Below are 13506 nucleotides of genomic sequence, written 5' to 3'. Positions count from 1 at the left end.
GCATTTATTCAAACGGTGGAGGGGCTAACACTTCACGGTTGCCATTGTGCCCCTGCTCGCTCACGATGCCCTGCGCTTCCATTTGCTCAATAATACGAGCAGCACGGTTGTAGCCGATACGGAATTGACGCTGTACGCCAGAAATGGAGGCTTTACGCTTCTCGGTAACAAAATTGACGGCCTGATCGAATAATGGATCCAGCTCTTCGCCGCTGTCGAAACCACCGCCGCCGCTGTCGCTTTCGCTGTCAGAGGTAATGCCATCGATATACTGTGGTCGGCCACGGGCTTTCCAGTCCTGAACAACGGCATGGACTTCTTCATCGCGTACGAAGGCGCCATGAACGCGAACCGGAATGGTCGAGTTCGGCCCGGAATAGAGCATATCACCCATCCCCAGCAGCGATTCCGCGCCGCCCTGGTCCAGGATGGTACGGGAGTCAATTTTACTGGATACCGTAAAGGCGATACGGGTGGGAATATTCGCCTTAATAAGCCCGGTAATGACATCGACTGACGGTCGCTGAGTGGCGAGCACAAGGTGAATCCCCGCTGCACGGGCCTTCTGTGCCAGGCGTGCGATGAGCTCTTCGACCTTCTTACCCACCGTCATCATCAGGTCAGCAAATTCATCGACCAGAACCACGATATAAGGCAATTTTTCCAGTACGGGATGCTCAACGGCCATGCTGTCTCCCGGTTTCCAGTAAGGATCGGGGATCGGACGGCCCATCTTCGCCGCCTCGGCAATTTTATCGTTGTACCCCGCCAGATTACGCACACCCAACGCCGACATCAGCTTATAGCGACGCTCCATCTCGTTGACGCTCCAGCGTAGCGCATTCGCGGCATCCTTCATGTCGGTGACTACTTCAGTTAGCAGATGCGGGATACCTTCGTACACCGACAGTTCAAGCATTTTAGGGTCAATCATGATGAACTTGACGTCTTCAGGACGCGCTTTATAGAGCATGCTGAGGATCATCGCGTTTACGCCAACGGATTTACCTGAACCCGTGGTACCCGCAACCAGTAAATGCGGCATCCTCGCAAGATCGGCCGTCACCGGCTCCCCTGCGATATCTTTACCCAGGACAACGGTCAAGGGCGAAGGGTTATCGCGGAAACTGGCGCAATCCAGAACTTCGCGCAGGTAAACCGTCTGACGCTTTTTATTGGGCAGCTCAAGTCCAACATATGGCTTACCAGGGATAACCTCTACGACACGCACCGCAGCGGTAGAGAGCGAGCGGGCTAAATCGCGAGACAAATTGGAAATACGTGCCGCTTTCACGCCAGGCGCGAGATTTAATTCAAACCGAGTAATGACCGGCCCCGGAGAATAATTGACTACATCCGCTTTGATGCGGAAATCCGCCAGACGTGCTTCTACCAGGCGTGCCATCTGCTGCAAGGCAAAAGTGTCCACCGGTTCGACTTCTGACGGTGGTGGTGTCAGCAGATCCAGAGACGGCAGCGGTGTAGTAGGTTTCTGCAATGGCCGGCTGTCACCATTTCGCATCAGCAGCGGATGGATAAGGCTTTCCTGTGGTGCGGGAGCCACTGGCCGGGCAACAGGCTGCTGAGGCACTGCGGCAGGGGTTGGCACAACCTGCGGACGGGCCGTTTCTGCTTCGGGCATAACGCCTGGCGTGAACAGTGGCTCACTCGGGCCGTCATCCACCAGCGTTTTCGTCGGTGAAAATTCGAAATCATCCAGTGAAAACATGCCAGGCTTGACAGCGCGATCGCCGGAATAGCGCTGCTGTTGGCTGCTGGCAAACTGCCGTGCCAGCTCCGCTTCCGCCTCTTCATCCTCATTACGTTCAGCCGCCGCAGGCAGTGATGGCGAGTCATCGATATACTCATCGCCATATCGGCTGTGCTGGCTGGCAGCAAACTGCTGAGCCAGCTCCTGCTGTTGCAGGATATCGGCTTCATCATCACTTACCGCATCATGCTGAGGATGTTGTTCTGCACGCGCGCGCTCTTCAGCCATACGCTGCGAAGGTAGCTTAATACCGTAGGACGCCAGTTCACGGCGGGTCGGTACACGTACGCGGTTCGGACGGGGCAGCTGTGGACCAATTCCTTCCTTCACCTGCTGTCGCGGCGCCCCGCCTTCAGCAAGACTGAAGAGCGGGTTAACCGCCTCCGGAGCAGAGGCATGTGATACGCCCGAGACGGCGGAGACGGCCGCTGCGGTCACGGGCGCAGCCGCAGGTGCAACTGTCGGAGCGGGAGTGACAGGACGCGGTGGCTCCTGAACGGTTTCGGGAACCGGTTGATACCAGGCCGCAAGCTGCTCGCGCTCACGGGCCCGCTTCTCTTCAACTTCTTCAAAATAATAAAGCGGTGGACGGGAATGCTTAACCTCTTCAGGTTCAGGCTCTGGTTCCGGCTCACGAGTAGGTTCAGGGGCAGCGTAGGCTGGCTCAGGCAGAGAGGTCTGATACTCCATAGGCTCGGTGACAACCGGGGCCGTAGGCTGCCAGTCGCTCTCCTGCGCTGGCACCACTTGCGCGGACACCGGACCAGGCTCGGCTGACGCCTGAGAAGCATAAGGCTCAGGGATCGACTGCTGCCACGCGGGGGGCTGCTCCGGAGCATAATCTGCCGGGGCTGCTGGAGCCGCATAAGCCTGAGCAGCGGTCATTTCCGTAGCTGCCGCGTTAAGGGGTTCGGTCGCCCGATATCCACTCAACAGCGGGTCGTAGGCCTCTTCTGCGTGCGTCGCCCGATTACCCGAGAACAGTACATCGTCAGCATCCGCCGGAACACCGCGTGCGGAGTATTCAATCTCTTCAGCGCCATCGTCATCCATGCGTTTACCGGAGAAGAGCGCTTCATCGGTTTTACGTCCCATCGGATTACTGAATTTTTCCGCCACGCTCTTGCGACGAGCCAGTGCCCCTCGCATGATGCGAGCACGACGCGACTCTCGGGGCGCACGGGATGGGACGTCATCGTCTTCATCCTCTTCATACTCATCTTCATCAACCCAGGTGTCGTCACGTCGCGTACGATTGCTGGCGAAGGTCAGGATGCTGAGGATCACGCTGCCGATTTTTTCTGCGATAGTCACCCAAGACCAGCCCGTAAAGAGCGTAAGGCCTGCGGCCCAAACGCACAGCAACGCAATGGTTCCGCCGCTGCTACGTAACAGTGGCTGCAGTGTGGTGCTGAGCAGACTGCCAATCACGCCGCCAGAGGCAAAGTACCAGATATCATCGGCATTTATTGCTGCAAGGCCGCATGAGGTAAGGATCAGCGCCAGCGCGCCAATTAACCGCAGCGAAACCGCGAAATAATCGATGTAATCTTCATTAGCACGGTGGCGGTAAGCGAACCAACATCCACCGATAATAATGACCGGGATGGTGTAAGCCATAATGCCGAAAATGAAGAACAGGGTGTCTGCAAGCCACGCACCGGGTTGCCCACCTAAGTTATGGATGGGTTCATGCCATGCAGTCTGAGACCAACTGGGATCGGACGGGTTAAAACTTATAAGTGCCGCCATCAGCCAGATGGCAAACAGAGAAACGAGGATCAGCAACGCCTCAAGGAGTCGACGCCCGCTGCTTAGCTTGGTAAGTGTGACTTCTTTGTCTTCTGTGTATTCCTGGCTCAAGTAAGGCTCTCCAGCTAAAACGGACAACAGCGCCGGGAAGCCCCGGCACTGTTGCTGTATGGATTAACAGGAGTGTAATCAAAAAAAGCTGATTTTGCACCTGTTCCGTATTAGCGCGTCTTGATAACCAGACGATTGCTTTGTTTGACTTCTTCCATCACCACATAGGTACGGGTGTCATTGACGCCTGGCAGTCGCAACAGGGTTTCCCCTAAAAGCTTACGATAGGCCGACATATCTGGCACACGTGTTTTCAACAAGTAGTCGAAATCGCCAGAAACAAGATGACACTCTTGAATTTCTTCAAGTTTTTGTACAGCGGAGTTAAATTGCTCAAACACATCCGGCGCGCCACGATTCAGAGTAATCTCAACAAAAACCAGAAGTGATGCATCCAGATAATGTGGGTTCAGCAGTGCTGTATAGCCCTGAATGAATCCCTGTCTTTCCAGCCTGCGCACGCGCTCAAGGCACGGCGTGGGAGAAAGTCCCACTCGTTTAGAAAGCTCGACGTTGGAAATACGCCCATCTTTTTGCAATTCGTTCAGGATATTACGATCGATGCGGTCGAGATCTTTGCCAGGGCGCTTCTTGCTATCTACCATTATTATTGTCTCTCTGTATTCCTTCCCTACTCCTGTCTTGACCCTGTGCACTTCACTGTTCAGAGTCTTTGCCCGTCGCTTTATGTGTAACGTGTTGTGTAACGCCAACACCACATAATCCCAGGGTCTGTATTAAGAAGCCGGTGCCTGAAGGCCACTATCGACATCACGGATGGCATCTGTCCACACCATGCGTAGATTTCGCTAGCCCGGTAAAAATGGCATTTACATGCATGATTTTGCATCACGCGCGAAACACTGCTTTTTTTCTTCCTTTGATGTTTTCGCAAATGCGCAGGGGATTGTCAAAGCAAAACATCTTTTTTTAGTACAACATGCCAGATATTCATCATCGGGGTCCCGTAATACTCATTTTATCCCCTTATAAGCGACCGATTTTCAGTAGAAATTATTATATTTGAAATCTTCCCTTGAACTTTGCCATCGGCTTTGTCTATTACACATATCGTTAACAAAACCGCTGCACTCTTTTTTTACGCTTACAAATTCCCTACAATCCGACTCAATGTATGCAAATAAAAATGAGGATTTCATGGGTACGGCCAAACACAGCAAGCTGCTTATCCTGGGTTCAGGCCCCGCGGGTTATACCGCTGCGGTCTATGCTGCACGCGCAAACCTGGAGCCGGTATTAATTACAGGTATGGAGAAAGGCGGTCAGCTCACCACCACGACCGAAGTGGAAAACTGGCCTGGCGATCCCAATCATCTGACCGGGCCGTTGCTGATGGAGCGCATGCACGAGCATGCCGAAAAATTCGATACTCAGATTCTGTTCGACCACATCAATAGCGTTGATCTTCAGAACCGCCCCTTCCGTCTGACCGGCGACAGTGGCGAGTACACCTGTGATGCATTAATCATCGCTACGGGCGCCTCTGCACGCTATCTGGGCCTGCCTTCTGAAGAAGCCTATAAAGGCCGTGGCGTCTCCGCCTGCGCAACCTGCGATGGTTTCTTCTACCGTAACCAGAAAGTTGCCGTCATTGGTGGTGGTAACACAGCCGTTGAAGAAGCTCTTTATCTGGCGAATATCGCCTCTGAAGTGCATCTGATTCATCGCCGCGACACGTTCCGCGCGGAGAAAATCCTTATCAAGCGTTTAATGGAAAAGGTAGCAAGCGGAAATATCGTTCTGCATACCAACCGGACGCTGGAAGAGGTCACTGGCGATCAGATGGGGGTCAGCGGGCTGCGTCTGCGTGATACGCAGAATACCGATACTGTTGAATCTCTCGACGTGGCAGGTCTGTTTGTCGCCATCGGTCATAGCCCAAACACGGCGATTTTTGCCGGCCAGCTTGCGCTGGAAAATGGCTATATCAAAGTACAATCCGGTATTCATGGCAATGCTACACAAACCAGCATCCCGGGCGTCTTTGCTGCAGGCGATGTAATGGATCACATCTATCGCCAGGCGATCACCTCCGCTGGGACTGGCTGCATGGCGGCTCTCGACGCAGAGCGCTATCTGGACGGGCTGGCTCAGGAAAGTAAATAATCTTTACAAGTCAGTAATAAAGGTAAAAAAGGCGACTATAAGTCGCCTTTATTTTTGTGCCGATGTAACATTGCGAAGCTAAAAAATCCGATAACTTTACCTGCAAAGCGCGCAATGAATAAAACCCGTCAACAAGAATTAACCCGCTGGCTAAAACAGCAAAGTGTCATCTCACGTCGCTGGCTCATGATGTCCCGACTTTTGGGTGTGTTGAGCGGCGTACTCATCGTCGCACAGGCCTGGATGCTGGCGAAAATCCTTAATCATCTGATTATGGAGAATATTCCACGCGAGGCTTTGCTCCTCCCCTTTGCATTGCTGGTGCTGGTGTTTATTCTGCGTAGCTGGGTGACGTGGCTTCGCGAGCGCGTGGGTTTTCATGCTGGCGCACATATCCGTTTTGAAATTCGCCGTCGGGTTCTGGACAGGCTTCAGCAGGCCGGGCCTGCCTGGATACAGGGTAAACCTGCCGGTAGCTGGGCCACCCTTATTCTTGAACAAATCGACGATATGCATGATTTTTACGCTCGTTATCTGCCGCAGATGACGCTGGCGGCAACGGTGCCTTTGTTGATCGTGGTAACGCTGTTGCCGATTAACTGGGCTGCAGCATTAATTCTGTTATGCACCGCGCCGCTTATTCCTTTGTTTATGGCGATGGTGGGCATGGGGGCAGCCGATGCTAACCGCCGTAACTTTAAAGCCCTGGCGCGCCTGAGCGGCCACTTCCTCGACCGTCTGCGTGGCATGGAAACCCTGCGCATTTTCCACCGGGGCGAGGCCGAGACAGAAAATATCCGCCTGGCGTCGCAGGATTTTCGCAGTCGTACAATGGAAGTACTGCGGCTGGCCTTTTTGTCTTCCGGTGTGCTTGAGTTCTTCACCTCATTGTCGATTGCGCTGGTGGCGGTCTATTTCGGCTTCTCTTATCTTGGCGAACTTAATTTTGGCCACTATGCCGCTGGCGTTACCCTGTTCGCTGGCTTCCTGGCACTGGTGCTGGCACCGGAGTTTTTCCAGCCGCTGCGTGATTTAGGCACCTTTTACCATGCAAAGGCGCAGGCCATTGGTGCCGCCGACAGCCTGAAAACCTTTATGGAAGCACCGCTCGCTCACCCTCAGCGGGGAGACCTCACCCTGAAAACGGATGAAGCCCTGACCATCACCGCACAGGATCTGATTCTCAAATCGCCAGAGGGTGCCGTGCTTGCCGGGCCGCTTAATTTCACTTTGCCTGCGGGCCAACGCGTTGTGCTGGTAGGGCGAAGTGGCTCAGGAAAAAGCTCTCTGATTAATGCGCTTTCCGGGTTTCTTCCCTATGAAGGATCTTTACGCATTAATGGCGTGGAATCCGGCAGTCTCGACCCTGATGCCTGGCGGCGCATGATTAGCTGGGTGGGACAGAACCCTCAACTCCCGGCCTCTACCTTGCGACAGAATATTCTGCTGGGCAGGCCGGATGCCAGCGCGACCGAACTGCAGGCTGTTATCGATAAAGCCTGGGTGAGCGAGTTCCTGCCGCTGTTGCCGCAAGGTCTTGATACGCCAACCGGCGATCAGGGCGCACGCCTTTCCGTCGGACAAGCCCAGCGCGTTGCGGTAGCACGCGCCCTGCTGGATGCCAGCAAGCTACTACTGCTTGATGAGCCCGCCGCCAGTCTGGACAGCCATAGTGAGCGGCGTGTTATGCAGGCGCTGAACGATGCCTCTTTGCTCCAGACGACAATAATGGTAACGCATCAGCTCGAAGGGCTCACTGACTGGGACGCCATTTGGGTGATGGAAAATGGACAGATAATCGAACAAGGCACCTTCGCCGAACTCTCACAAGCCGGGGGAGCCTTTGCCGCCCTGCTCGCTCACCGTCAGGAGGAGATTTAAATGCGCGCCCTTCTCCCTTATCTCGCCCTTTATAAACGCCATATCGGGTTACTCAGTCTCGGGGTGATTCTCGCGATTGTGACCTTGCTGGCCAGTATAGGCCTGCTGACCCTTTCCGGCTGGTTCTTATCCGCCTCAGCGCTGGTAGGGGTCGCCGGAATTTACAGCTTTAACTACATGCTTCCCGCTGCTGGCGTGCGTGCCGCAGCAATTATACGTACTGCCGGGCGCTATTTTGAAAGGCTGGTCAGCCATGATGCGACCTTCAGAGTATTGCAGCATTTACGGGTCAGCACGTTCAGTAAACTGCTTCCCCTTTCACCGGCTGGACTGGCCCGCTTCCGTCAGGGGGAGTTGCTCAACCGGGTGGTGGCAGATGTTGATACGCTTGATCACCTCTATCTGCGCGTTATCTCCCCGCTGGTGGGAGCACTGGTCGTTATCTTTGTCGTGACGCTGGGGCTAAGTCTTCTGGATATGCCCCTCGCCCTGACGCTTGGCGGGATCATGCTTGCCACACTGTTTATTCTTCCGCCGCTCTTTTATCGCGCCGGAAAGCCCACCGGAGAGAGCCTGACACATTTACGCGGACAATATCGCCAGCAGTTAACGAGCTGGCTGCAGGGTCAGGCGGAGCTGACAATTTTTGGCGCCAGCCAACGTTACCGTGAGCAGATGGAGAATACAGAACTGAGCTGGCACGATGCCCAGCGACGCCAGTCCGATCTTACGGCAGCCTCACAGGCGCTCATGCTGATTATCAGCGCCTTTGCAGTGATTGCCATGCTGTGGCTGGCTGCTGGTGGGGTCGGCGGTAATACGCAGCCCGGCGCGCTTATTGCCCTCTTTGTCTTTTGTGCGCTGGCCGCTTTTGAGGCACTGGCCCCGGTAACGGGAGCTTTCCAGCATCTGGGCCAGGTGATCGCCTCCGCGGTGCGCATTACGGAAATTACCGACTCGCCGGTGGACGTGCAGTTTGCTGAAAATAGCGATGCGGCCCCCTCGCAGGTTAACCTGCGTCTGGAAAACGTAAGTTTTGCCTACCCGGGTCAACCGCTTAATGCGCTGAATGCCCTGTCATTATCCATTGCCAGTGGGGAGCACGTCGCGGTACTGGGCCGTACCGGCTGCGGAAAATCAACGCTGCTGCAACTGCTGACCCGCGCATGGGATCCGCAGCATGGCCGTATTCTCTTTAATGATCTGCCGGTTACAGCACTTAGCGAAGCCACCTTACGCGAAAGCATCAGTATGGTTCCGCAGCGCGTCCATTTGTTTAGCGCCACCTTACGTGACAATTTACTTCTGGCCGCTCCGCAGGCCAGTGATGAGACCCTGGCAACCGTACTCTGTCGGGTTGGCCTGGAAAAGTTGCTGGATGACAGCGGGTTGAACGCCTGGCTGGGTGAAGGGGGCCGCCAGCTCTCCGGCGGTGAGCTCCGCAGGCTGGCTATAGCGCGCGCTTTATTGCACGATGCGCCACTGGTCCTGCTTGACGAACCCACCGAGGGTCTTGACGCCGCGACCGAAACGCAAATACTTGATTTACTTGATGAGGTTATGAAGGATAAGACCTTATTAATGGTGACACATCGCCTTCGCGGGCTGTCGCGGTTTGATCAGATAATTGTGATGGACAACGGTGAAATAATTGAGCAAGGTAATCACGCAGCGTTAATGGCGAAACAGGGTCGTTACTACCAGTTTAAGCAGCGTCTGTAATCGATGGGTATCGACATCTTCCTTCGGATTTTGCGCTAACGTTAAAGTGCGGAGTAAAGTTGACGATATACATAAGGAATTACTCTTTGTTGCGTTGTGGAGCATTGCAGTCATGCGCCTGGTTCAGCTTTCTCGTCACACCATTGCTTTTCCCTCGCCGGAGGCGGCGTTGCGTGAACCAAACGGGTTGCTGGCTTTAGGTGGCGACCTCAGTCCGGCCCGGCTTTTAATGGCCTATCAGCGTGGCATCTTCCCCTGGTTTTCACCAGGGGATCCTATTCTCTGGTGGTCTCCGGACCCACGCGCGGTGCTTTGGCCAGAAAACTTTCATGTCAGCCGCAGTATGAAACGCTTCCATAAAACGACCCCCTATCGCGTCACGCTCAATCATGCTTTCGGGCAGGTGCTTGATGGATGTGCAGAAGATCGTAATGAGGGCACCTGGATAACCCCTGACATCGTGCTCGCCTATCATCGTTTACATGAACTTGGGCACGCGCATTCCATTGAAGTCTGGGAAGAGGGTGCGCTCGTGGGTGGCATGTATGGGGTTTCGCAGGGGGCGCTGTTTTGCGGCGAGTCCATGTTCAGCCGTCGCATAAATGCTTCAAAAACCGCGTTAATGCTTTTTTGCCATGCTTTTGCCGAGGCTGGTGGGCAGCTGATTGACTGTCAGGTTCTGAACTCTCACACCGCCTCGTTGGGCGCCGTTGAAATTCCGCGCCGCGAGTATCTTGAACGTCTTGGTCAGACACGGCAACAGCGCTTACCTTCCCATTTTTGGGTACCAAGGGAACTGTTTTTAGCAACCTGATGAATGTTTTCGGCACATTTTTTATCAGGGTGTTATAATGGTCGCTCAGAGCAGCTTCTGCCTGTTACCCGCCATTCAGGGAAGCACGTATCAGGGACGCCCTCCTTCTTCTTTATCGCTCCCCTTTATGATGCGCGTGACGCGCGTCCTGATTGTGGCATGAGGGTAATGCGCAAAAGCCGTTTGCTGCGTTTTATCAGCACAAATCTTTACTTAACAGACGAACTTGGGCATTATCTTGCCGGTTCAAAAAAATATGGTAGTGATACCCCCGAGGATTAGATGGCCAAAGAAGACAATATCGAAATGCAAGGCACCGTTCTGGATACGTTGCCTAATACTATGTTCCGCGTAGAACTTGAAAACGGTCACGTGGTCACTGCGCATATCTCCGGTAAAATGCGTAAAAACTACATCCGCATTCTGACGGGCGATAAAGTGACTGTTGAGCTGACCCCGTACGACCTGAGCAAAGGCCGCATTGTCTTCCGTAGCCGTTAATCACAGTTAGCCACAACGCCGCGTGCGAAATTCTGAAAGCCGGACTTTTGTCCGGCTTTTGTCGTTCTGCATCGGGGTGCTGACCGCGCTAGTCAGGCATAAAAAAACCGGACCACTGTCCGGTTTTTGTTATTAAAGGCGCGCTTAATGCGCGGTTTCCGGTTTGTGCTTCTGCGCACTCTGGAAACCATACTGCAGCTCATTTTTCTCTTTATCCAGGGTTACCGTTACCTGTCCACCATCAACTAACGAACCGAACAGCAGTTCGTTGGCCAGTGGTTTTTTCAGGTTGTCCTGAATAACGCGGGTCATCGGACGAGCCCCCATCGCACGGTCATAGCCTTTTTCTGCCAGCCAGTCACGCGCGTCCTGACTCACTTCCAGCGAGACACCTTTTTGATCCAGTTGCACCTGGAGTTCGACAATAAACTTGTCGACTACCTGATGAATAACCTCGGTGGAGAGGTGATCAAACCAGATAATGTTATCCAGACGGTTGCGGAACTCCGGCGTAAAGATTTTTTTGATCTCTTCCATCGCATCGGTACTGTTGTCCTGATGGATAAGACCAATAGATTTACGCTCGGTTTCACGCACGCCAGCATTGGTGGTCATCACCAGCACCACGTTGCGGAAGTCCGCTTTACGCCCGTTGTTATCGGTCAGGGTGCCGTTGTCCATCACCTGCAGTAAGAGGTTGAAGACATCCGGGTGCGCTTTTTCAATTTCGTCCAGCAGCAGTACTGCGTGCGGGTGTTTTATCACCGCGTCGGTCAGTAAACCGCCCTGATCGAAACCAACATATCCCGGAGGCGCACCGATTAAGCGGCTAACGGTATGACGTTCCATATACTCGGACATATCAAAACGCAGCAGCTCAATGCCTAATGCTTTAGAGAGCTGTACCGTCACTTCGGTCTTACCGACACCCGTCGGCCCTGCAAACAGGAAAGACCCCACCGGTTTATGATCCTGTCCAAGGCCAGCGCGGCTCATCTTAATGGCTTCGGTTAACGCCTCAATGGCTTTGTCCTGGCCGAAGACCAGCATTTTCAGACGCTCGCCAAGACTTTTCAGGGTGTCGCGATCGCTTTGCGACACGCTCTTCTCAGGAATACGCGCAATACGTGCAACAACCGATTCGATATCCGCCACGTTGATGGTTTTCTTGCGTTTACTGACCGGCATTAAACGCGCGCGCGCACCTGCCTCATCAATCACATCAATGGCTTTATCCGGCAAATGACGATCGTTGATGTATTTCACCGCCAGCTCCACTGCTGCACGCACCGCTTTCGCGGTATAACGCACGTCATGGTGAGCTTCGTACTTCGGTTTCAGGCCATTGATAATCTGTACGGTCTCTTCAACAGAAGGCTCGGTGATATCAATTTTCTGGAAACGACGCGCCAGCGCACGATCCTTCTCGAAGATATTGCTGAACTCCTGATAGGTCGTTGAACCCATCACGCGGATCTTGCCACTCGACAGCAATGGCTTAATCAGATTGGCAGCATCAACCTGCCCGCCTGACGCAGCACCCGCACCGATAATGGTGTGGATCTCATCAATGAACAGAATGCTATTAGTATCCTGCTCCAGCTGTTTCAAAAGCGCTTTAAAGCGTTTTTCAAAATCACCACGGTATTTTGTTCCGGCCAGCAGTGAACCAATGTCCAGGGAGTAAATAGTGCAGTCGGCCATAATTTCCGGCACATCGCCCTGCACAATTCGCCAGGCGAGTCCTTCGGCGATAGCTGTTTTACCTACGCCGGACTCACCCACCAGCAGCGGGTTGTTTTTGCGACGACGGCAAAGCACCTGTACAGCGCGCTCAAGCTCTTTACCGCGACCAATAAGCGGATCAATACCGCCGACGCGAGCAAGCTGATTAAGGTTGGTGGTGAAGTTTTCCATACGTTCCTCCCCGCCTGCTTGCTCTTCATTGTTATTGGCCTGATTGCCAGAATCGGGAGAAGACTGTCCCGGCTCGTCTTTACGGGTGCCGTGGGAGATAAAGTTCACCACATCAAGGCGGCTCACTTCATGTTTGCGTAGCAGATAAGCCGCTTGCGACTCCTGCTCGCTGAATATTGCAACCAGCACGTTCGCCCCGGAGACTTCGCTACGTCCGGAGGACTGAACGTGAAACACCGCGCGCTGAAGAACACGCTGGAAGCTGAGCGTCGGCTGAGTGTCGCGCTCCTCTTCACTCATCGGCAGGACGGGTGTGGTTTGTTCGATGAAGGCTTCGAGTTCCTGTCGCAACGCCACCAGATCCACAGAACACGCTTCCAGCGCTTCGCGGGCCGAGGGGTTACTGAGCAATGCCAGTAACAGATGTTCGACGGTCATAAACTCATGTCGGTGCTCACGCGCTCTGGCGAAAGCCATGTTTAAACTGAGTTCCAGTTCTTGATTGAGCATTGGCACCTCCCCCAATTTCACGCCTGCATTCAGGCTTTTTCCAGCGTACAAAGCAACGGATGCTCGTTCTCCCGGGCGTAATCGTTCACCATAGACACTTTGGTTTCTGCGACTTCGGCGGTGAAAATCCCACAAATGGCCTTTCCACGATAGTGCACAGTGAGCATCAGTTGCGTTGCACGTTCAACATCATAAGAAAAGAACTTTTGTAGCACGTCAATAACAAATTCCATCGGCGTGTAATCATCGTTCATTAACATAACTTTATACATTGATGGCGGTTTTAGCGCGTCACGCAGTTTCTCATCCGCCAGGTGGTCAAAATCCAGCCAACTATTGCTTTTGCCCATCGTCAGTTTTCATCTTAGGTTACAGGTTCCGGCGACGTTCAATCGACCGA

Annotated in this window: 9 protein-coding genes; 5 read left to right on the top strand and 4 right to left on the bottom strand. The window is 53.7% G+C overall.

Annotated elements, in window-relative coordinates; genetic code table 11:
* Nucleotides 1-4: 4 nt before the first annotated feature.
* Both M1D91_RS08185 and lrp read right to left on the bottom strand, forming a co-directional pair.
* Complete coding sequence (locus M1D91_RS08185) at nt 5-3634, bottom strand: DNA translocase FtsK 4TM domain-containing protein (RefSeq protein ID WP_437431286.1); 3630 nt, start codon at nt 3632-3634, stop codon at nt 5-7.
* Between the two features lie 110 nt (nt 3635-3744).
* Nucleotides 3745-4239: a leucine-responsive transcriptional regulator Lrp gene (gene lrp, locus M1D91_RS08180; protein WP_002439523.1), complete on the bottom strand. Its 495-nt coding sequence runs from the start codon at nt 4237-4239 to the stop codon at nt 3745-3747.
* A gap of 553 nt (nt 4240-4792) precedes the next feature.
* Between lrp and trxB the strand changes: the two genes are divergently transcribed.
* From trxB to infA, 5 genes are all read left to right on the top strand, one after another.
* On the top strand, nt 4793-5761 hold the full coding sequence (gene trxB / locus M1D91_RS08175) for a thioredoxin-disulfide reductase (RefSeq protein ID WP_437431285.1): 969 nt from the start codon (nt 4793-4795) through the stop codon (nt 5759-5761).
* 114 nt (nt 5762-5875) lie between these two features.
* A complete protein-coding gene (gene cydD, locus M1D91_RS08170) occupies nt 5876-7642 on the top strand; it encodes a heme ABC transporter permease/ATP-binding protein CydD (protein ID WP_437431284.1) in 1767 nt (588 codons plus the stop codon).
* Nucleotides 7643-9364, top strand: a complete 1722-nt coding sequence (gene cydC, locus M1D91_RS08165; protein ID WP_437431283.1) for a heme ABC transporter ATP-binding protein/permease CydC — start codon at nt 7643-7645, stop codon at nt 9362-9364.
* Between the two features lie 112 nt (nt 9365-9476).
* Nucleotides 9477-10178: a leucyl/phenylalanyl-tRNA--protein transferase gene (gene aat, locus M1D91_RS08160; protein WP_437431282.1), complete on the top strand. Its 702-nt coding sequence runs from the start codon at nt 9477-9479 to the stop codon at nt 10176-10178.
* A gap of 282 nt (nt 10179-10460) precedes the next feature.
* Nucleotides 10461-10679 (top strand): translation initiation factor IF-1, encoded by a 219-nt coding sequence (gene infA / locus M1D91_RS08155; protein WP_002211347.1) that lies wholly within the window; start codon nt 10461-10463, stop codon nt 10677-10679.
* 144 nt (nt 10680-10823) lie between these two features.
* Here infA and clpA read toward each other — a convergent pair whose 3' ends face one another.
* Together clpA and clpS are read right to left on the bottom strand one after the other, a co-directional pair.
* Nucleotides 10824-13106: an ATP-dependent Clp protease ATP-binding subunit ClpA gene (clpA, locus tag M1D91_RS08150; protein ID WP_437431281.1), complete on the bottom strand. Its 2283-nt coding sequence runs from the start codon at nt 13104-13106 to the stop codon at nt 10824-10826.
* Between the two features lie 29 nt (nt 13107-13135).
* Complete coding sequence (clpS, locus tag M1D91_RS08145; protein WP_437431280.1) at nt 13136-13456, bottom strand: ATP-dependent Clp protease adapter ClpS; 321 nt, start codon at nt 13454-13456, stop codon at nt 13136-13138.
* Nucleotides 13457-13506: the final 50 nt, after the last annotated feature.

The sequence above is a fragment of the Enterobacter sp. SA197 genome (genome assembly GCF_054131575.1).
The sequence above is the reverse complement of the archived record's forward strand: the minus strand, read 5'-3'. Positions and strand labels throughout refer to the sequence as shown.

What these genes read in the sequence shown, in the direction of transcription:
- cydC (WP_437431283.1), top strand. Translation starts at nt 7,643, where the DNA reads ATGCGCGCCCTTCTCCCTTATCTCGCCCTTTATAAACGCCATATCGGG.
- lrp (WP_002439523.1), bottom strand. Translation starts at nt 4,239, where the DNA reads ATGGTAGATAGCAAGAAGCGCCCTGGCAAAGATCTCGACCGCATCGAT.
- clpA (WP_437431281.1), bottom strand. Translation starts at nt 13,106, where the DNA reads ATGCTCAATCAAGAACTGGAACTCAGTTTAAACATGGCTTTCGCCAGA.
- trxB (WP_437431285.1), top strand. Translation starts at nt 4,793, where the DNA reads ATGGGTACGGCCAAACACAGCAAGCTGCTTATCCTGGGTTCAGGCCCC.
- aat (WP_437431282.1), top strand. Translation starts at nt 9,477, where the DNA reads ATGCGCCTGGTTCAGCTTTCTCGTCACACCATTGCTTTTCCCTCGCCG.
- clpS (WP_437431280.1), bottom strand. Translation starts at nt 13,456, where the DNA reads ATGGGCAAAAGCAATAGTTGGCTGGATTTTGACCACCTGGCGGATGAG.
- cydD (WP_437431284.1), top strand. Translation starts at nt 5,876, where the DNA reads ATGAATAAAACCCGTCAACAAGAATTAACCCGCTGGCTAAAACAGCAA.
- infA (WP_002211347.1), top strand. Translation starts at nt 10,461, where the DNA reads ATGGCCAAAGAAGACAATATCGAAATGCAAGGCACCGTTCTGGATACG.